General features: G+C 64.5%; 17 protein-coding genes. 6 read left to right on the forward strand and 11 right to left on the reverse strand.

The window, feature by feature from the left end; genetic code table 11:
• Positions 1-98: 98 nt before the first annotated feature.
• Positions 99-800 (forward strand): VIT1/CCC1 transporter family protein, encoded by a 702-nt coding sequence (locus tag ACDK93_RS00205; RefSeq protein ID WP_458070585.1) that lies wholly within the window; start codon positions 99-101, stop codon positions 798-800.
• 149 nt (positions 801-949) lie between these two features.
• Positions 950-3,004 carry a transketolase gene (gene tkt / locus ACDK93_RS00210; RefSeq protein WP_458070586.1) on the forward strand — a complete coding sequence of 685 codons (2,055 nt, stop codon included), beginning with the start codon at positions 950-952 and terminating at the stop codon, positions 3,002-3,004.
• Positions 3,005-3,068: 64 nt separating this feature from the next.
• Here the strand turns inward: tkt and ACDK93_RS00215 are convergent, their stop codons facing one another.
• On the reverse strand, positions 3,069-3,824 hold the full coding sequence (locus ACDK93_RS00215) for a Bax inhibitor-1/YccA family protein (RefSeq protein ID WP_458070587.1): 756 nt from the start codon (positions 3,822-3,824) through the stop codon (positions 3,069-3,071).
• 126 nt (positions 3,825-3,950) lie between these two features.
• Here ACDK93_RS00215 and hemC point away from each other — a divergent pair, with 126 nt between their 5' ends.
• Complete coding sequence (hemC, locus tag ACDK93_RS00220) at positions 3,951-4,868, forward strand: hydroxymethylbilane synthase (protein WP_458070588.1); 918 nt, start codon at positions 3,951-3,953, stop codon at positions 4,866-4,868.
• 82 nt (positions 4,869-4,950) lie between these two features.
• On the opposite strand, the gene ACDK93_RS00225 is transcribed toward hemC, so the two are convergent.
• Positions 4,951-5,799 (reverse strand): DUF481 domain-containing protein, encoded by an 849-nt coding sequence (locus tag ACDK93_RS00225; protein WP_458070589.1) that lies wholly within the window; start codon positions 5,797-5,799, stop codon positions 4,951-4,953.
• Positions 5,800-6,004: 205 nt separating this feature from the next.
• Here ACDK93_RS00225 and ACDK93_RS00230 point away from each other — a divergent pair, with 205 nt between their 5' ends.
• Together ACDK93_RS00230 and ACDK93_RS00235 are read left to right on the forward strand one after the other, a co-directional pair.
• Positions 6,005-6,988, forward strand: a complete 984-nt coding sequence (locus tag ACDK93_RS00230; protein WP_458070590.1) for a helix-turn-helix transcriptional regulator — start codon at positions 6,005-6,007, stop codon at positions 6,986-6,988.
• 162 nt (positions 6,989-7,150) lie between these two features.
• Positions 7,151-8,095, forward strand: a complete 945-nt coding sequence (locus ACDK93_RS00235) for a patatin-like phospholipase family protein (RefSeq protein WP_458070591.1) — start codon at positions 7,151-7,153, stop codon at positions 8,093-8,095.
• A gap of 26 nt (positions 8,096-8,121) precedes the next feature.
• Here the strand turns inward: ACDK93_RS00235 and ACDK93_RS00240 are convergent, their stop codons facing one another.
• The 3 genes from ACDK93_RS00240 to ACDK93_RS00250 form a co-directional block, all read right to left on the reverse strand.
• The gene (locus tag ACDK93_RS00240) at positions 8,122-8,838 is read right to left on the reverse strand and encodes a glycosyltransferase (RefSeq protein WP_458070592.1); all 717 of its coding nucleotides are present in this window, start codon (positions 8,836-8,838) and stop codon (positions 8,122-8,124) included.
• 329 nt (positions 8,839-9,167) lie between these two features.
• On the reverse strand, positions 9,168-10,043 hold the full coding sequence (locus ACDK93_RS00245) for a ParB/RepB/Spo0J family partition protein (protein ID WP_458070593.1): 876 nt from the start codon (positions 10,041-10,043) through the stop codon (positions 9,168-9,170).
• A gap of 2 nt (positions 10,044-10,045) precedes the next feature.
• Complete coding sequence (locus ACDK93_RS00250) at positions 10,046-10,921, reverse strand: ParA family protein (protein WP_458070594.1); 876 nt, start codon at positions 10,919-10,921, stop codon at positions 10,046-10,048.
• Between the two features lie 219 nt (positions 10,922-11,140).
• On the opposite strand from ACDK93_RS00250, the gene ACDK93_RS00255 reads away from it, so the two are divergent.
• The gene (locus tag ACDK93_RS00255) at positions 11,141-12,496 is read left to right on the forward strand and encodes a GH1 family beta-glucosidase (protein ID WP_458070595.1); all 1,356 of its coding nucleotides are present in this window, start codon (positions 11,141-11,143) and stop codon (positions 12,494-12,496) included.
• A gap of 142 nt (positions 12,497-12,638) precedes the next feature.
• Here ACDK93_RS00255 and rsmG read toward each other — a convergent pair whose 3' ends face one another.
• The 6 genes from rsmG to xth all read right to left on the reverse strand — a co-directional run bounded on the left by rsmG (position 12,639) and on the right by xth (position 18,824).
• Positions 12,639-13,268 (reverse strand): 16S rRNA (guanine(527)-N(7))-methyltransferase RsmG, encoded by a 630-nt coding sequence (rsmG, locus tag ACDK93_RS00260; RefSeq protein WP_458070596.1) that lies wholly within the window; start codon positions 13,266-13,268, stop codon positions 12,639-12,641.
• Positions 13,269-13,434: 166 nt separating this feature from the next.
• Positions 13,435-13,893: an SPFH domain-containing protein gene (locus tag ACDK93_RS00265; protein WP_458070597.1), complete on the reverse strand. Its 459-nt coding sequence runs from the start codon at positions 13,891-13,893 to the stop codon at positions 13,435-13,437.
• A 680-nt stretch (positions 13,894-14,573) separates the two neighbouring features.
• On the reverse strand, positions 14,574-15,407 hold the full coding sequence (locus ACDK93_RS00270) for a pirin family protein (RefSeq protein ID WP_458070598.1): 834 nt from the start codon (positions 15,405-15,407) through the stop codon (positions 14,574-14,576).
• A gap of 91 nt (positions 15,408-15,498) precedes the next feature.
• Entirely contained in the window at positions 15,499-17,280 is a 1,782-nt protein-coding gene (locus ACDK93_RS00275; RefSeq protein WP_458070599.1) for a zinc ribbon domain-containing protein, read from the reverse strand.
• 87 nt (positions 17,281-17,367) lie between these two features.
• A complete protein-coding gene (locus tag ACDK93_RS00280; RefSeq protein ID WP_458070600.1) occupies positions 17,368-18,045 on the reverse strand; it encodes a YecA/YgfB family protein in 678 nt (225 codons plus the stop codon).
• Positions 18,042-18,824, reverse strand: coding sequence for an exodeoxyribonuclease III (gene xth / locus ACDK93_RS00285; protein WP_458070601.1), 783 nt, complete (start codon positions 18,822-18,824; stop codon positions 18,042-18,044). The genes ACDK93_RS00280 and xth overlap by 4 nt, the downstream gene beginning before the upstream one ends.
• Between the last annotated feature and the right edge of the window lie 55 nt (positions 18,825-18,879).

Below are 18,879 nucleotides of genomic sequence, written 5' to 3' on the forward strand. Positions count from 1 at the left end.
GCCTGCTGACCTTGCGGGCGCGCACCACAGCGGTGTGCGCCCGCAAGGTATCCGGGGCGCGTTTGTTCGCCAGATGATTCCATCCAGAGGCTCACGCCATGCCCCGCTCCCGCAAGCACTCCGAACGTCACGTCACGGCGCGCATCAACTGGCTGCGCGCCGCGGTGCTGGGCGCCAACGACGGCATCGTCTCCACCGCCAGCCTGGTGCTGGGTGTCGCCGCGGCGCACGCCAGCCACGCCAGCATTCTGGTCGCCGGTACGGCAGGGCTCGTCGCGGGCGCCATGTCGATGGCGGCGGGCGAGTACGTGTCGGTGCACTCGCAGGCCGATATCGAAAACGCCGAGCTGGCCAAGGAGCAGCTTGAACTGCACACGGACAGCGAAGGCGAGCACAAGGAGCTGGCTGCGATCTACGTCGGTCGCGGCCTCGATCCGGCGCTGGCCACCCAGGTTGCCGCGCAGCTGATGGCGCACGACGCGCTGGATGCGCACGCGCGCGATGAACTGGGCATCACCGACACGCAGCGGGCGCGTCCGCTGCAGGCGGCGATGGCCTCGGCGCTGAGTTTTTCGGTGGGCGCCGCGCTGCCGCTGCTGGTGGCAGCCATATCGCCGGCACCGGCGCTGATCGCCACCATCTTCGTAAGCGCGTTGCTTTTTCTGGTGCTGCTTGGCGCGCTCGCCGCGCGCGTGGGCGGCGCGGGCGTCTGGGCCGGTGCGCTGCGCATCGGCTTCTGGGGCGCGCTGGCCATGGCGGTCACCGCAGGCATCGGCGCGCTGATCGGACACGCGGCCTGAGTGCAGCCAGTCGTGCACCACACCTGCGCAAGTCCAGTCGTGCAGTAGTTCGCGGGAAAACTTGACGGCAGCTTTACCCCTCAGACCTCATGATGGACGTCTGCAACAGGCTTCCCCGCCGCACCTTCCTCCCTCCCCAAGGACTCCCCATGACTGTCTCCTCGCTCGATCAGCAATGCATCGATACGCTCCGCTTTCTTTCGGTCGACATGGTGCAGAAGGCCAACAGCGGCCACCCCGGGCTGCCGCTCGGCGCCGCGCCGATGGCCTATGTGCTGTGGACGAAGCATCTCAAGCACTATCCGAGCAACCCCGAGTGGGTGGATCGCGACCGCTTCGTACTGTCGGCCGGCCACGGTTCGGCGCTGCTCTATAGCCTGCTGCACATGACGGGCTACGACCTGTCGCTGGATGACATCAAGCAGTTTCGCCAGTGGGGAAGCAAGGCGCCCGGACATCCGGAGCGTGGCCACACCGCCGGCGTCGAAGTGACCACCGGCCCGCTTGGTCAGGGCATCGCCAACGCGGTCGGCATGGCGATCGGCGAAGCGCATCTGGCCGCCCGCTACAACCGCGATGACCACACCGTGATCGATCACCGCACCTGGGCGCTGGTCGGCGACGGCGACCTGATGGAGGGCGTGGCTTCCGAAGCGGCCTCGCTGGCCGGCCATCTAAAGCTGGGCAAGCTGATCTGCCTGTACGACGACAACTACGTCAGCCTGGCTGCCGGCACCGACATCTCGTTTACCGAAGATCGCGCCAAGCGCTTTGAAGCCTACGGCTGGCAAACCATCATGGTGCCCGATGGCAACGACATCGCCGCCATCGATGCGGCCATCGAAAAGGCCAAGGCGGACACCACGCGACCGTCGCTGATCCTGGTGCGCACGCAGATCGGCTTCGGATCGCCCAAGCAGGGTTCGTTCAAGGCGCACGGCTCGCCGCTGGGCGTGGAAGAGGTCAAGGAAACCAAGCAGAAGCTGGGCTGGCCGGTCGAGCCGGATTTCCTGATACCGCAGCCGGCGCTGGAGCACTTTCGCGAAGCGCAGCCGCGCGGAGAGGCGCTGAAGAGCGAATGGAATGGCCGTATGGACGCCTATTCGAAAGCCTTCCCCGAGCTGGCGACCGAACTGCGCGATCGCCTGGACGGCAAGCTCCCCGCCGGCTGGGACGCCGACATCCCGACGTTCCCGGCCGATGCCAAGGGCATCGCCACACGCGCGGCCGGTGGCAAGATCATGAACGCGTTTGCGGAGAAGCTCACAGCGCTGTTCGGCGGCTCGGCCGATCTGGACTCATCGACCAATACCAACCTCAAGGGCTTCGGCGATTTCAATGCGGCCGCCACCGCTGGCGAAGACACGCAGGGTTCGGACAGCGCCGGCTGGAGCCACGCCGGGCGCAACCTGCACTTCGGCGTGCGCGAGCATGCGATGGGCGCGGTGGTCAACGGTCTGGCCGCGCACGGTGGGTTTATTCCATACGGCTCGACCTTTCTGATCTTCTCCGATTACATGCGCCCGACGATTCGTCTGGCGGCCCTGTCCAAACTGCATGTGGTGCACGTGTTCACCCACGACAGCATCGCGGTCGGCGAAGACGGTCCGACCCACCAGCCGGTGGAACAGATCGCCAGCCTGCGGGCGATTCCGCACGTCACGGTGATCCGCCCGGCCGATGCGAATGAAACGGCGGTCGCGTGGAAGGTGGCCGTGGAAACGCGCGAGCGTCCCGTGCTGCTGGCGCTGACCCGGCAGGAGCTGCCGGTGCTGGATCGCACGAAGTTCGCCAGCGCCGACGGCCTGCGCAAAGGCGCCTACGTGCTCAGCGATGCGAAGGAGGGCAAGCCCGAGCTCGTGCTGATCGCCACCGGTTCGGAGGTCGGCCTGATCGTGGAGGCCGCCGAAAAGCTGCAGGCCGAGGGCATCGCCGTTCGCTGCGTGTCGATGCCGAGCTGGGATCTGTTCGAAGCCCAGCCGCAAAGCTATCGCGATGAGGTGCTGCCACCGGACGTTACGGCGAAGCTGGCGGTGGAAATGGGCGTATCGATGGGCTGGGATCGCTACGTCGGGCCGCACGGCGCCGTGCTGGGCGTGGATCGCTACGGCGCCTCGGCCCCAGCCAAGGTCCTGCTGCCCGAGTACGGCTTCACCGTCGACAACGTGATCGCACACGCCAAGGCGCTGCTGAAGAAAGCGTAAGAAGCCGACAAACGAAACGGGAGCCCGGCAAGCAGCCGGGCTCCCGTTTCAACGTTGGCCTGCGTCAGTTGCGCGACTGCATCTTCGACAGCAGCCGCAGCAGCTCCAGATACAGCCACACCAGGGTAACCACCAGCGCGAACGCGCCGTACCACTCCATGTATTTCGGCGCGCCGCCGTTGACGCCGGTTTCGATCATGTCGAAATCCAGGATCAGGTTCAGCGCGGCAATCACCACCACCACGCCGCTAAACACGATGCCGATGGTGCTGTGGCCGTTGATGAAGCCGATCGGATGGCCGAAGAAGCTCATCGCCATATTGGCCAGATAAAGCAGCATGATGCCGCCGGTCGCGGCCACGATGCCGAGCTTGAATTTCTCCGTGGCGCGGATGAGCCCGCTACGGTAAGCCAGCAGCAAAGCTGCCATGGTGCCGAAGGTCAGCCCGACCGCCTGCAGCACGATGCCCGGATAGCGCATCTCGAAAATCGCCGACAGCGCGCCGATAAACACGCCCTCCACCAGCGCATACAGCGGCGCGGTAACGGGCGCCCAGGTCTTTTTGAACGAGGTGATCAGGCCAAGCACCAGTCCGCCGATCGCGCCGCCCAACGCCAGCGGCCATATCGCCGGAATGCTTGCCGGCCCGCTGAAGTGGCTCCAGCTGAACATGGCGCCGATCAGCACGAGGATGAGCAGCAGGCCGGTTTTGTTGACCGTGCCGTTGATCGTCATCGCCTCGCCGTTGCGCGAAACAACCATGCCACTGGCCGCGTCGAGGAACGTATTTTTGTTGAGTGCCGGGTTGCCGCTTTGCATGAAATGCTCCGATGAGTTCATCGCCATCGTATCTGGTCTGGGGCCGAGGCCGATTTACGCGCGTGGCCGCGTCCGCGCAGGGAAACTACGCGACAATGAGACCTTGCCGAACGTCGCGGAGTTCCAATGAGCCCTTCCATCCTGCGTATTGCCACCCGCAAGAGCCCGCTGGCGCTTTGGCAGGCCGAGCATGTGGCGGCCGCGTTGCGCGCGGCGCATCCGTCGCTGTCGGTGGAGCTGGTGCCGATGTCCACGCGCGGCGATGAGATCCTCGACCGGCCGCTGGCGGAGGTCGGCGGCAAGGGCCTGTTTCTGAAGGAACTCGAGGTCGCGATGATGGAAGGCCGCTCCGATCTGGCCGTGCATTCGCTCAAAGACGTGCCGGTGACGCTGGAACCCGGGTTTACCCTGCCGGCGATCCTGCCGCGTGCCGACGCTGCCGACGCCTTCGTGAGTAACCAGTATGCGGACCTCGCCGCGTTACCCCAGGGCGCGCGCGTCGGCACCTCATCGCTGCGGCGGCAGGCGCTGCTGCGCGCCCTGCGGCCTGATCTGGAACTGCTCGATCTGCGCGGTAATGTCGGCACGCGGCTGGCCAAGCTGGACGCCGGCGGTTACGACGCCATCGTGCTCGCCTGCGCGGGACTGGAGCGACTGGGCTTCGCTTCGCGCATCCGCTCGCGGCTGACGCCGCCGCAGTGGCTGCCCGCACCCGGCCAGGCGGCCATCGCCATCGAAGCCTGCTCGGATCATGCCGCCACGCTGGCCCTGCTGGCAGCGCTCGATGACGCCGACACGCGGCTCACGATCGACGCGGAGCGGGCGATGAACCAGGCGCTCGGCGGCAGCTGCACCGTGCCGGTCGCCGCATGGTGCGTACTGGGCGAGCGCGGCCTGCACCTGCGCGGCATGGTTGGCGATGTGGCGACCGGTCGACTGCTGCATGCCGAGGCGACGAGCGCCAACGATGATGCCAGCGCGTTGGGCCAGCGCGTCGCCGCTGCATTGATCGAGCAAGGTGCTGGCGAAATACTCGGCCTCTGAAGAGCGGCATGAAATCCTGCGACACAAAAAAGCCCCGCGGTGGAACGCGGGGCTCTGAGTTACTTTCAGCCAACCAGAAGCGTCAGAGGTTGTAGACGATATTGGTGGTGGTAAGCGTGTCGTTTTTCCGGATACCCGGCAGCACGTTCGTGTTGTGGCGCACCTGAAAACCGACTTTCAGCGCCAGCTTCTTGGTCATGCTGACCGACACACCGGCGTCGTTTTGCGCGTACGTATTTTTCGAGCCTGCTTCGGTCAGGAACGTGTCTTCGAACGAGGTGTTGTCGGTGAGCTTGTGCTTGAAGTTGATCAGACCGCGCGCGATCGCCTCGCTCTGCGTGCCGTTGGCTTGCTGCGGCACTTCCACACCACCGATCAGCACATCTTCGACCGCCGGGCGATAGCGCTTGTAACCGGGACCGATTTCGAACGACAGCTCGTTGGCGTCATCCTTCAGCGCGATATAGCCATAACCCACGGACACCACGCCCTGCCAGATGTTGGCGCCGAAATCGTCGTGCTCGTAGCGTGCCGCGGTGACGATGTAGCTGCGCGGATCGAGCTTGTAACCGACCGATGCACCGCCGTCATAACGGTTGGCGGTCTGGTTGAACTGCTCCACCGTCGCACCATTGGCGTTAACGACCTGCTGCTGGCTCTTCGAGCGCAGGAAATCGACGTAGAAGTTGTTCTTCCACTGCTCGTTTTCCTGATTCAGGTTGAGCTTGCCGTTGACGTTCTGCGAGCGCGTGTTGCCGGTTGCCGAGGCGAAACCGAACTCACCCGAACCACTCCAGCCGCCATTGTTGGCGGCGTTGCTGGCACCGGCATCCGCTCCGGCGGCCCCGGAGGCCGGTGCGGCATCGTCGGCCTGAGCGACGAAACTGGCCATGCAGGCGAGCAAGACGCAGGCAATCAGGGTCTTCTTCATGGGTGATGATCCATTTGTTAAACAATAGTGATTGGCTACCTTAACGGGCCGGTTTGAACTCGAAGTGAACAATCTGCTGCAACGCAGCGGAAAAACACCGTCCCGCTGCGGCAATCAAGCTGGGGAATCAACGTCTTGAAGCAGCCGCTCCCGACCGCAACCGTGCTACAAACGCTCTCATTCTCGATACTTTCGACCAGGCCATATGGACCGCTACGAACGCATCTCCACTCTGCATCGATTGCTCAAGTCGGCGCATTATCCGATTCCGCTGGCCCGGCTGCGCGAAGAGCTGGAGTGCTCGCGCGCCACGCTTTATCGCGACGTGGCGTTTCTGCGCGACGCGCTGGGCGCCCCGGTGGAAAGCGCCGGCGGCGACCAGGCCGCGTTTCGTTATGAAGTAGGGGAAGGCGAACGCTTCGAGCTGCCAGGCCTGTGGCTGACCTCGGACGAATTGTCCGCGCTACTGGCCTTGAACGAGCTGATCGACCGCTCCGGAACCGGCGTGCTGGCCGGCGCGCTGACCCCGCTGCGCAAGCGCATCGAAGGCCTGCTGTCCAATCGCGAAGGCAACGACGAGCCGCTGCCGATCGAGCGCATTCGGGTCATTCCCTGGGGCGAGCGCAAGCTCAGCCAGCAGGTGTTCCGCATCGTCGCCGGCTCCGTGCTGAAGCGGCATCAGCTGCGCTTTCGCTATCGCGCGCGCACCACCAATACCGACAGCCGTCGCACCGTGTCACCGCAGCGCCTGACCCACTACCGCGACAACTGGTACCTCGACGTGTGGGATCACGACCGCGAAGCGCTGCGCAGTTTCGCCGTCGATCGCATCGTCGAGCCGCAGGCGCTGGATGCCGCGGCCATCGACGTGGCCGAGAACGATCTGAACGATCTGCTGGCCTCCAGCTACGGCATTTTTGCCGGCAAGCCCAAGGCCTGGGCCACGATCCGTTTTTCGCAGCACGCCGCGCGCTGGGTCGCCGACGAGCACTGGCATTCGCAGCAGAGGGGCGATTGGCTGCCGGACGGCCGCTACGAACTGCAGGTGCCCTATTCCAACTCGCGCGAACTGCTGATGGACGTACTCAAGTACGGCCCCGACGCCGAAATCGTCTCACCGCTGCCGCTGCGTGAGGAAATGAAGATCCTGCTGCAGCTGGCGATGAGCGGTTACCAGCAAGGCGGCTGATTCCAACGCTGGAAGCCGTTAGCGCCGCAGCAATGACCGCTGGAATAGCCCGCTTGAAACGCCGCGGCGGCTTGCCGAGAATTTGTGGCGCGTCCATGCTTGCCGGACGCCACATGCCGCCAGCGATTTGCGGTGGCCTCCGATCACGATTGAACGCTGCGCATGAAACACACCGATATCGCCGACCCCACCGCCTTGCCCGCGGCAGTTTCCGAATCTCGTCGCCCCACCGTCGCCCTGGCCCTGGGCGCGGGCGGCGCGAAGGGGTTGGCGCACATCGGCGCGATCGAGGAAATCGAGGCGCAGGGTTTCGAGATCGTCGCCATCGCCGGCTGCTCGATGGGCGCGCTGATCGGCGGCATCTACGCGATGGGCAAGCTCGACGTCTACCGTGACTGGGTTTCGACGCTGGCCAAGTTCGACGTGCTGAAGCTGCTCGACTGGACCTTTTCCGGCGGCGGCTTCATCAAGGGCGAGCGCATCATGGGCACGCTCTTGGAACTGATCGGTGACACCTGTATCGAGGAACTGCCGTTCCCATTCACTGCCGTGGCGACCGATCTGGAGCGCGAGCGCGAGGTATGGCTGACCCGCGGCTCGCTGTTCGATGCGATCCGCGCATCGATTGCGATCCCCACCGTCTTTCGCCCGTATCACCTCAACGGACGCGTGCTGGTCGACGGCGCGCTGCTGAATCCCGTACCGGTATCGCCGCTGATTCGCGAAACCGCGGACTATTTGATAGCGGTCAGCGTGGACGGCCCGGCCGAGTTCACGCCGGTGGAAACGCCGGAGCTTGACGAGGCCACAACACCAGGCTCACGTCATCGCATCGGCGATTTCTTCAGTCGGCTCGTTCCCCACGGCGAAACCAAACCGCGCGAGCCCGGCGCGTTCGAATTGCTCAACCAGTCGATGGACCTGATGCAGGCCAATCTGTCCCGCTTGCGTATCGCTGCCTATGCACCCGACCTGCTGATCCAGATGCCACGCAATGCGTCGACTGCCTACGAGTTTTACCGCGCGCGCGAGCTGATCGAACTGGGCCGGCAGCGCGCACGAGCAGCGTTGGCCAACTGGAAACCCGTTTCGCATCAGCCCCGCTAAGCGATTTCAGGCGTTTGTTGGGGTAGTCAAAGCTCTTCGATCCGCGTGACCTTGCCGCGGCGCATCAGCCAGGCCACGCCGCGCAGGTCGGCCAGACCCACCCACAGGCGATCGAGCATGCCGTACTTGGACACGCCGGCGGTGCGCGGACGGTGGCCGACCGGCACGCTTTGGCAGGCGAAGCCGGCGCGCTTGACCAGCGCGGGCAGGTAGCGGTGCATGTGATCGAAGTAGGGCAGGCGCAGAAACACCTCGCGATCGAACAGCTTGAGGCCGCAGCCGGTGTCCGGCGTGGCGTCCCTCAACATGCGTGAGCGCACCGCGTTGGCGATCTTGGAGGAGATGCGCTTGTTGAAGCTGTCGCGGCGCGTGGTGCGCCAGCCGGCGAACAGGCGCAGGTCGGCAGACGACTTGTCGCGCGCTGCCAGCAGCTTGGGAATATCGGCCGGATCGTTCTGGCCGTCGCCATCGAGCGTGGCGATCCACGGCGACTTCGCCGCACGCACGCCGTTCCATACGGCCATGCTCTGACCGCTGCGGGTCACGTGATGCAGCACGCGCAGCTCCGGATGAAGCGCTTTCTGCGCGGCCAGCACGGCGCGGCTGTCATCGACCGAATCGTCGTCGACGTAGATCACTTCGTAATCGACCTGGCCGCGCAAAGCGGCGGCGATTTCGGCGAGCAGCGGCGGAATGTTGTCGCGCTCGTTGAAGACGGGAACGACGACGGAGAGTTGCGGCATGAGACGGCCTTGGTGCGGAGACGATGCGCGCTAGCGCTGGGCGGATTCTAGTGGGTGGGGGCGGTTGGAGAAAGCAAGGGGCGAGAGGCGGGTAACGAAAGCGCATTGGTGCTGGTCCTCGAATCGATCACTTGCCGATACTTGGAATGCGGTCGCGAGAAACACGATTTCTGCGTCTTCGATGGTCTAAGCCGGTCGCTTCTGCCGCCGCTGAGTCATTTGGTTTCGAGTCACCCTTTGCGTGACCAATAAACGCGCAGTCGTTCTCTCGTCCCAGCGCCGTTATCGCGCCCTCGCTACCCGCCCCTCGTTCCTGCTCTATCCCTGCTTTACCGTATCTTGCCCAGAATCCCTTCCAGCTCGTCGTTGCTGTGATAGTGGATGACCAGCTTGCCGCGACCGCCGCGGCCCTGGGCCAGCTCGACGCGGGTGGCGAAGCGCTCGCCCAGCTCGCGTTCGAGATCGCTGATGTTCGGATCGCGTGCGGGGGCGGCTTTGGCCTTGCCCTTCGGCGCACTCTGGGCACGGCGCGCGGCCTCTTCGAGTTCGCGCACGCTCCAGCCGTTGCGCGCGGCTTCGAGCGCCAGGCTTTCGGCGTCGTGCTCGGGCAGGGTCAGCAGGCAGCGGGCGTGGCCCATCTCCAGCTTGCCTTCGTCGAGCAGCTTCTTGATCGAGGCGGGCAGTTCGGTCAGACGCAGCAGGTTGGATACCGACGCGCGCGAGCGGCCGACCGCGTCGGCAGCCTGCTGATGGGTGAGGGCGAAGTCGTCGATCAGTCGCTTCAGCGCGTCGGCCTCTTCCAGCGGCGAGAGGTCTTCGCGCTGGATGTTCTCGATCAGCGCCATCGCCGGCACCGAGGCCTCGGGCACGATTTTCACCAGCGCCGGCAGTTCGCTCAGCTGGGCGCGCTGCGCCGCACGCCAGCGGCGCTCGCCGGCGATCAGCTCGTAGCTGTCCTTGCCCAGCGCGCGCACCACCACGGGCTGGATCAGCCCCTGCGCCTTTATCGATGCGGCCAGCTCGTCCAGCGCCTCGTCGTTCCAGTGCCGGCGCGGCTGATACTTGCCGGGCTGGATCTGCTGGATCGGCAGAATGCGCAGCTCGCCTTCCTGCCCGATCACCGACGGCGAGCCCTCGCCGTCACCATCGCCGCCGAGCAGGGCGTCGAGCCCGCGTCCGAGTCCACGTTTTTTTGCAGCAGCCATGCCTAGTCCTGTTGATTGGCCGCCGGCGCCTTGAGCGTCGGGCCGTTTTTGCTTGGGGCCGGTGGTTCGATGGCTTCGACGTCGGCTTCCAAGTCGACGATCGCCGCCGGCGGCAGGCCGCGTTCGCGCCGGATGATCTCGCCAGCCAGGCCGATATACGCGATCGCGCCGCGCGAGCTGCGATCGTACAGATGGATCGGCTGGCCGTGGCTCGGCGCCTCGGCCAGACGCACGTTGCGCGGAATGATCGAGCGCAGCACCTTGTCGCCGAAGTGCTGGGTCAGCTGTGCGGAGACCTCGTTGCCGAGGTTGTTGCGCACGTCGTACATCGTGCGCAGCAGGCCTTCGATCTCGAGTTTCGGATTCAACCGGTGACGCACGGCCTTGACCGTATCGAGCAGACTGGACAGGCCTTCCAGCGCGAAATATTCGCACTGCACGGGAATCAGCACGCCGTTGGCGGCGGTCAGCGCATTGAGCGTCAGCAGGTTCAGCGACGGCGGGCAGTCGATAAGAATGGTGTCGTAGCTGCCCAGCACCTTGGCCAGGATGTCCTTCAGCCGGTGCTCGCGCGCCAGCGCATCCATCAGCTTCAACTCGGCCGCGGTGACGTCGCCGTTGCCGGGCAGCAGATCGTAATGACCCTCGGTGGGCACGATGGCGGCGGTGATTTCCGCTTCTTCCAGCAGCACTTCGCACGCGTTCGGCTTGGCCTCGCGTTTGTTGACGCCCGAGGCCATGGTGGCATTGCCCTGCGGGTCCAGATCGACCAGCAGCACGCGCCGTTTCGCCGCCGCCAGGGCGGCCGCGAGATTGACGGCAGTGGTGGTCTTGCCGACGCCGCCCTTCTGGTTGGCGACAGCGATGATGCGGGCCATGGATAGATAGCTACCGGACGCGTGAAGAGGGTTAGTGTAATGCGTCGACCCGACCGGTGCGCTGGCGGCGTCTCGCCCGGTTCCGGAGTCAAGGCGAGGCAATCTGCCGATCCGTCAATCCTTAGACGCGGCCGTTCCACTGGGCGATCCGTCCGGCGCAGCACCATTGATGCTTAACCGAGTAGCGTTACATTGCCACTCCAAATCGCAGGAAGCTCCATGACCGGCCGTTTTCGTTTTCCCGAGGGTTTTCACTGGGGTGCCGCCACGTCGGCCTACCAGATCGAAGGTTCACCGCTGGCCGATGGCGCCGGCCCCAGCATCTGGCAGCGTTTCGCGCACACGCCGGGCATGATGTCCAACGGTGATACCGGTGACGTCGCCTGCGATCACTACAACCGCTACAAGGACGACGTGCAGCTGATGCGCGCGCTGGGCCTCAAGGGCTACCGCTTCAGCATCAACTGGGCACGCGTGCTTCCCGAGGGCACGGGCCGGGTCAACGCCAAGGGCCTGGGTTTCTATTCGCGACTGGTCGACGAACTGCTGGAAAACGGTATCGTGCCGAACGCCACGCTGTTTCACTGGGACCTGCCGGCGGCGCTGGACGACCGCGGCGGCTGGCTCAACCGCGACGTGGCGCACTGGTTCGCCGACTATGCCGAAGTGATGTTCAAGGCGCTCGGCGATCGCGTGCCGCGCTGGGCCACGCTCAACGAGCCCTGGGTCGTCACCGACGGCGGTTACCTGCACGGCGCGCTGGCGCCCGGGCACCGCAGCAAGTACGAGGCGCCGATCGCCGCGCACAATCTGATGCGCGCCAGCGGCGCCGGCATCCAGGCGTATCGCGCGCACGGCAAGCACGAGATCGGCGTGGTGTTCAATATCGAGCCGAAGTATCCGGCCTCGGACAGCGCCGAGGATCTAGCCGCGACCAAGCGCGCGCACGCGTACATGAACAAGCAGTTTGCCGACCCGGCGCTGCTCGGCAGCTATCCGCCCGAGCTGAAGGAAATCTTCGGCGACGCATGGCCGGATTTCCCGGAAGAAGACTTCAAGCTGACGAACCAGAAGGTCGATTTCGTCGGCATCAACTACTACACCCGCGCCGTGGTGAAACACGACGCCGAGGCGTATCCGCTGAAAGCCGTACCGGTGCGCCAGCCGAACAAGACCTATACGGAAACCGGCTGGGAAGTCTTCGAGCAGGGCCTGACCGACACGCTCACCTGGTTCAAGCACCGCTACGGCGACATGCCGCTGTACATCACCGAAAACGGCTCGGCCTTCTACGACCCGCCGGTGGCGGAGAACGGTGTGCTGGACGACCCGCTGCGCACCAACTATCTGCGCAAGCACCTCGGCGCCGTGCACAAGGCGATCGAGGCGGGCGTCAATATCAGGGGCTATTACGCCTGGTCGCTGATGGACAACCTCGAGTGGTCGCTGGGCTTCTCCAAGCGCTTCGGCCTTTACCACGTCGACTTCGCCACGCAAAAGCGCACGGCGAAGGCGACGGCGAAACTCTACGCCAAGGTGATCGAAAGCAACGGCGCGGTGCTGGACGAAATCTGATCGCGCTGGTCGTTGTCGGGTTGCAAAAAACCCGCCTCGATCCAGCGCAAGGTTTCAGCCTTTGCCGTTCTCCCTGAGCGTAGCGCAGCGGAGTCGAAGGGCGCCGGATCTGTTACAGCGCATGGACTGAAGCAGCTGTTTATCAGGCGTGACCGAGCACCACCAGACGGCGCTCGGCGTCCAGTCCGGGCACCGCCAGCACGTGCGTTTCCCGCACGGCGAAATCGGCCGGCACGCCCAACAGTTCGTCCTCAGACTGTTTGCCCTTCATCGCCAGCCAGATGCCGTCGGGCGCCAGCAGATGCCCGCCCCAGCCGAGCATGTCGGCAAAGCTGGCAAAGGCGCGCGCGGTGACGCAGTCAAACTGGCCCTGCACGTCTTCCACCCGCGACTGCACGGCGCGCACACCCTCGAGCTTCAGCGCGCGGATCGCCTCGCGCAGAAAGCGCACCTTCTTGCCGTTGGAATCGACCAGCAGCATCCCGCGACCGGGCGCCGCAATCGCCAGCACGATGCCGGGCAGCCCGGGGCCCGTGCCCAGATCCGCCAGCGTGGCGCCGCGCACGTAAGGCAGGATCGCCAATGAATCAAGCAGATGGCGGATAACCATCTCGCCCGCATCGCGCACGGCAGTGAGATTGTAGGCGCCGTTCCAGCGCTCCAGCAACGCCTGATAATCCAGCAGACGGGAGACGGCCTCCGCCGGCAGCGCAAGGCCCAGCTCGGCGATGCCGCGTTCCAACTGGGTCTGCAAGAGGTCGCGCGCGGTCATCCGGATTCCTGAAAGCTTGAACGTAGGTTGCCAGTATCTCCGGCCGCGACCGACAACGCCAAAACCGTCATCAGGGAACTACCCAAAAGAAAACCCGCCGCAGCGGGTTTTCGGTTTGCCTGTCACGCAGGGCGGCTGAAACTATTTCGCCGGCGTTGGATTGAACTCAGGCAGCGTCCAGCTCGACCCGCGTCACCATCATGCCGCGCTCGCGCAGGCGCTGGTTGAGCAGCTGTTTCATGTGCGTGCTCAGCACGCGGCGATCGGCGTGCGCGGCGTCGCTTTCTGCACACAAGGCCTCGTGCGTGCCGCGGCGGATCAGCTGATCGACCTGACCAAATACCGCATCGGCGCGCTCCGGCTCCAGCACCTGCCAGTAAACCGTGCCGCTGACATCGCGATCATCCGCCATCGGCTCTTCGAAGCGCAGCACCTGGCCGGAAAGATTGATCTTGTTGGCTACGCGATCCACCAGCGGCAGCACCATGTGCACGCCGGGCTGCAGCAAGCGGGTCGGCTTGCCCTGGCGGTAAAGGCTGTAGACCTGCCCCGCGGGTACGCGCCTGACGGCGCTGGCGCACAGTGCGGATAAGAAAGCAGCGAGAATGATCAATAAGGTCAACATAATGTTCAGGTACAGCGGCTTAGCTGTTTTTTCTTAATTGTTTTTGATACGTGAAGACTACAACCGTTTGATAGGCGAAACATTAACCTAGATTTAACCGCAAAATCGAAAATTTAACAACCAGCTCGCTTTCCTTGAGGTCGAACGGTGTTGGCCTTTCGATTTACTAAGATTTACTAACATGCGATGGCACAGAAGTGCCTTTCCCGTACGCCAAAATGTCGCGCGCAACACATGCCAGCGCTCGCTAGAGCGGCACGGCTTTCCGGATCACGCTTGCTTGCCCGAGTTTTCGTAATCTCGATCAGGCCAGTTCTCGACGTGTTGAAGTGCACTCTGCTTAATGAACTGACAGATTTGGGTCACAAACTTGCGCCCGCATCTGCGCCCGGCGGTCCTCGCCATAGCCGGCCACTAAACGGTCGACGGAATACGGAAAATTTTCCGGACAGGTACTGGAGCGTCCCTTGCTGCCACGTCGGACTGCTTTCATGCCGGATCAGGCGGCACCCGCCGCCTGCCCGCTTTTGCGGTGCAGAGACTTGCAAGGGCCAGCTTTAATCTGCGCTTCGCAATTTTGCCAGGCGGCGTCGACGAGCCACGGTCGCTAGAGATCCGGCGGCGTGTTCACCGGTGAAGGCGAACGCCGAGAGCGACATCTCGGCTGGAAAAGCCGGGCTTCAGAACTTGCCCGCGCGAAAATCCGCAATCGCTTCGTGGATCTGCGCCTGCGTGTTCATCACGAACGGGCCGTAGCGCGCCACGGGCTCGTTCAATGGGCGACCGGCGACCACAATCAGTCGCGAGGCCTTTTCAGCGCCCTTGAGTTGAATGCTGTCACCGTCGGAAAACACGCCCAGCTCGCTGCGCTTGAGCTGCTCGCCGCCGACCAGGGCCGACTCGCCGTCGAACACGTAGGCAAAGCCGTGATGACCCTTCGGCAGATCCAGCGTGAGGGCCGCGCCCGCTTGGAGACTGACATCCAGATAGACGGGGTTGGTCGCGATGCCTTCGACCGGACCGGTCGCGCCGCCGAGTTCACCGGCCAGCACGCGCACCTCCACGCCATCGGCGGGATGCACGACGGGGATGTTTTCCGGCGCGATGTCCTGATAGCGCGGCGCGATCATCTTGTCCTTCGCCGGCAGGTTCACCCACAGCTGAAAACCCCACATCAGTCCGTTTTCCTGCTGCGGCATCTCCGAATGCAGAATGCCGCGGCCGGCCGTCATCCACTGCACGCTGCCGGGCTTCAGATCGCCGCTGTTGCCGTGGTTGTCCTTGTGCAGCATGTTGCCGGCGAGCATGTAGGTCACCGTCTCGAAGCCGCGGTGCGGATGCTCGGGAAAACCGGCGATATAGTCGCCCGCCTGATCGGAGCGGAATTCGTCCAGCATCAGGAACGGATCGAGCATGTCCAGACCCGGCTGGCCGATGATGCGCTTGAGCTTGACGCCCGCGCCGTCGGAAGTGTCCATGCCGCGGATGCGGCGGACGATATGGCGATCGGTCATGACTGCTCTCCGTCAAAAGATTCCTGCAAGATGGACCCGATGCGGCACGCTGCCAAGGGCGCTCGCCGGAACGGATTGTTTCCCGCGCCGGTCAAACCGCGGATAGCGGCTGGCCGCAGCTGGCGCAGAAGCGCGCGCCGGTTGACGTCGCTGCGCCGCAGTGCGGGCAGAAGGCCGGTGGCTTCGGCCCATCCGTTGGCGCGCTGGTGGGCGCGGTCGCACCGCCCATCGCCTTGAGCAGCGCGTCCGGCGAGGCGGGCCGGCCGCCGAACTGATTCATCGCGCCGAGCGCGGCGATTTTTTCGACGTCGCGGCGTGAGGTCGGCATGTCGACGCTGCTCTGGTTGGCGGCGAAATTTTCCAGCTGTTTGCGCAGCGCGCTGGCCCGATCGGTAAGGCCGCGCAGGCCGACGATGCGCCGTTCGGATTCGCTGCCGAAAGTGACCGAGTCCACCTCGGCCACCCACACACGCAGAGTCATGTCATTGATGCTGACGATGTCTTTCTCGGTGCGCACGCGATCGGTGAACGGCGCACCGACCGCCGTATGCGCACGCTGGAAGCTGCCGTCGATTTCAACCCAGGTCATCAGCGAGACAAAATCAAACCGCGCCCACAGAATATGCCCGGCGCGCAGGCAGAACAGCGCCAGCGAAAACATGCCGCCGGCGTAGCAGACGTATTTCCACAGCGTTGGCGCCAGCTCGCCCATCGTGACCTGATGGGTAAACAGCAGCAGCGCGATCGAACCGGCCACGGTATACAGAACGCCCAGCGCGCTGAGCACGGTCAGCCAGCGGTAGCGCGGTTCGGCCAGCGCGTGCGAAAAGCTCACCGTGCGCATGTCCTCGCGCGGCATCGGCTGCGTTTCTTCCAGCAGCTCGCCGTGGAAGGTTCCGTTGTCGCCCACCGTTTGCGGCACGTAGCGCGCGTAGCGGCGGTTGGGAATCTGCTCGATCCAGTTGCGCTGCATTTCGCGATCGAGCTCGACCAGTATCTGGTTCGGCGGAGCGTTCATCGACACCGTCGCCAGTTCGCAGGCCATGGTGGTCTGCGGCGGCGCCACCATCTGCCGCAGCACGGCGACGAAAAACACCAGCACGGATAGCAGCGCGCAAAGCAGCAGAAAAAGCGCCTGCCCGCTGAGGTCGATGCCGCCGAGATTGGGCAACGCGGGCGAAATGGTGTGGATCAACACCGGCGCGAGTATCGCCACCAGCACCAGCACGATCAGCCCGGCGGAGCCCAGGTGCGGGCTCGCCTGCGAGCCGCTTTCCAGCGGTTTGAGCAGCAATGCAGCGGTGTAGATGAAAAAGAACAGGCCGAGCCAGGCCATGTCCTTCTCGCTCAGCACACCAAGCAGCGACACCAGCAGACCGACTAGCACCACGGCCAGCGTCAGGCCGGTGCGAAACAAACGCTGCGCCACCCACTGGATACGCTGCGGCGCCCAGATCAGCGATCTCACCAGGCTGTAAAGCAGGCCGTTCAAGGCGCCCGTCGGCTCGTCGACCGAGATCGCGCCGCCGCGGATGGTCGACTTCAGCGCCACCGCACCGGCCAGTTCGCCCAGCTGCGCATCGGCCAGCTCCCCCGCCAGCCCAGCCGGTTTGCCCCGACCGAAGAAAAAACGCAGCCGGCTAAGGCCCACTGCCGCGTGCTGAATGCCCGCCGCCAACATCGCCACGCCGACGATGATGGGCGCCAGCGCCCAGCCGCCGATATGCGCGTAGAGACTGGCGCGCCCCTGGAAAAGCGCGATCAAACCGCCGCCGATCAGAATCGCCGCGGCGATAAAGCGGAAGACGTTTTCGACGCGAAAGGGATTGGGAAAATCCAGGCCTTTGGCGCTGGAACCGTATTCATAAGCCATGGATGTTCCCTGTCGACACGGTATGGATAACGGCGTGATGGATGACGGCGCGCGGCCGTTCAACGGCCGCTACGGGGGGCGTTCGAGTCAATGCACCCAGTGGCCGCTGCGCTGGCGCGGCGGGGCGTTGTCGTCGTCCTTGATCTCGGGGATGGCTTGCACCATTGCCTCCACCTCGGCCTCGGTCGCCGGCTTGGCCTGCCAGTACTGGTTGACCGCACTAAGCACGGCCGGCACCTGCGACAGGCATTCGTCGTATTCGTCGTCGCTGAGTTTTTCGAACTCGGTGTCGGCGCTGAGGATGCCTTCGTCCACTGCCAGCGCCATCACCGGGCCGAGCAGTTCCATCAGCTGAGGATCTTCGGACAGGCGGTTTTCCCACAGGCTGGCGCGCAGATCGATACCGCGGCTGAAGCCTTCGCACCAGCCGGCGGCCGACAGCATCGGGCCGGTTTCAAGCTCCACTTCTCCGAGAATAGGCTCGTACGCGTCGACGTCGAGCTCGGCGCTGATCGAATCGTTGAGCTTGGCCAGCAGGGCGAGCACGCGGTTGCCCTCGTCCTCGTCGGCAAAAGGTTCGTGCAGCACTTCGGGCAGCCACTCGTCCGGCAGCACCAGCAGTGGGCCGACCGCCAGCGCGCTGAGCAGACCGTGCACGCCGTCGAGCAGCAGGTCGCCCTCGCCGGAATGGGCGCGCAGGTAGCGATCCAGTTCTTCCAGTTCGTTATCGTCCAGCGAGCTGGGCCATTCGGTCTTTGCAGTCATTTCGTGTCCAGTTCCAGCAGCACCGGCGTGTGGTCGGAAGGGCGCTCCCAGCGTCGCGGTTCGCGGTCGATGGTGGCGGCCTTGGCTATCGATTTCAGAGTATCGCTGATCAGGATCAGGTCAATACGCAAGCCCAGGTTGCGCCGGAATCCGGCCTGCCGGTAATCCCACCAGCTGAAGTGGCCGGCATCGGCTTCGAACAGGCGAAAGCTGTCGTGCAGGCCGAGCTCGGTGATGGCCTTGAGGCCGGCGCGCTCCGGCGGCGAGCAGAGAATGTCCTCGCCCCAGGCGACCGGGTCGTAGACGTCGCGGTCGTCCGGGCAGATATTGAAATCGCCCAGCACGATCAGCTTCGGATGGCGCGCCAGCTCACCGTCAAGAAAGTCACGAACCCGGGCCAGCCAGTCCAGCTTGTACGCGTATTTCTCGTCACCGACCGCCTTGCCGTTGACGACGTACAGATCGACCACGCGCAGATCGCCGATGGTGACGGCCAGAATGCGCCGCTGCGGATCGTTCAGCCCTGGAATGTCGGTCACCGCGTCGCGAGGCTCGGCGCAAGTATCGGCTCGCGTTAGGATCGCCACGCCGTTATAGGTTTTTTGGCCGGAAAAGACCGCGCGATAGCCCGCGGCGGCCAGCTCGTCGACCGGAAACTTGCCGTCTTCCAGCTTCGTTTCTTGCAGTGCGACGATGTCGGGCTGCGCGTCGGCCAGCCACTGGGTGAGGTGGGGTAGACGCACCTTCAGCGAGTTGACGTTCCATGAGGCGATTTTCATGGCAATATTGTAAGGGATGGGCCAATGCCGACCTCGGCAATTTCAACCGTTCCTC

The sequence above is a fragment of the Rhodanobacter sp. BL-MT-08 genome (genome assembly GCF_054161255.1).

Coding starts and splice junctions, on each gene's coding strand:
- ACDK93_RS00215 (WP_458070587.1), bottom strand. CDS start 3,824: ATGCAAAGCGGCAACCCGGCACTCAACAAAAATACGTTCCTCGACGCG.
- ACDK93_RS00255 (WP_458070595.1), top strand. CDS start 11,141: ATGACCGGCCGTTTTCGTTTTCCCGAGGGTTTTCACTGGGGTGCCGCC.
- ACDK93_RS00245 (WP_458070593.1), bottom strand. CDS start 10,043: ATGGCTGCTGCAAAAAAACGTGGACTCGGACGCGGGCTCGACGCCCTG.
- ACDK93_RS00250 (WP_458070594.1), bottom strand. CDS start 10,921: ATGGCCCGCATCATCGCTGTCGCCAACCAGAAGGGCGGCGTCGGCAAG.
- ACDK93_RS00235 (WP_458070591.1), top strand. CDS start 7,151: ATGAAACACACCGATATCGCCGACCCCACCGCCTTGCCCGCGGCAGTT.
- ACDK93_RS00265 (WP_458070597.1), bottom strand. CDS start 13,893: ATGTTGACCTTATTGATCATTCTCGCTGCTTTCTTATCCGCACTGTGC.
- ACDK93_RS00270 (WP_458070598.1), bottom strand. CDS start 15,407: ATGACCGATCGCCATATCGTCCGCCGCATCCGCGGCATGGACACTTCC.
- xth (WP_458070601.1), bottom strand. CDS start 18,824: ATGAAAATCGCCTCATGGAACGTCAACTCGCTGAAGGTGCGTCTACCC.
- ACDK93_RS00225 (WP_458070589.1), bottom strand. CDS start 5,799: ATGAAGAAGACCCTGATTGCCTGCGTCTTGCTCGCCTGCATGGCCAGT.
- ACDK93_RS00230 (WP_458070590.1), top strand. CDS start 6,005: ATGGACCGCTACGAACGCATCTCCACTCTGCATCGATTGCTCAAGTCG.
- tkt (WP_458070586.1), top strand. CDS start 950: ATGACTGTCTCCTCGCTCGATCAGCAATGCATCGATACGCTCCGCTTT.
- ACDK93_RS00275 (WP_458070599.1), bottom strand. CDS start 17,280: ATGGCTTATGAATACGGTTCCAGCGCCAAAGGCCTGGATTTTCCCAAT.
- ACDK93_RS00205 (WP_458070585.1), top strand. CDS start 99: ATGCCCCGCTCCCGCAAGCACTCCGAACGTCACGTCACGGCGCGCATC.
- rsmG (WP_458070596.1), bottom strand. CDS start 13,268: ATGACCGCGCGCGACCTCTTGCAGACCCAGTTGGAACGCGGCATCGCC.
- hemC (WP_458070588.1), top strand. CDS start 3,951: ATGAGCCCTTCCATCCTGCGTATTGCCACCCGCAAGAGCCCGCTGGCG.
- ACDK93_RS00240 (WP_458070592.1), bottom strand. CDS start 8,838: ATGCCGCAACTCTCCGTCGTCGTTCCCGTCTTCAACGAGCGCGACAAC.
- ACDK93_RS00280 (WP_458070600.1), bottom strand. CDS start 18,045: ATGACTGCAAAGACCGAATGGCCCAGCTCGCTGGACGATAACGAACTG.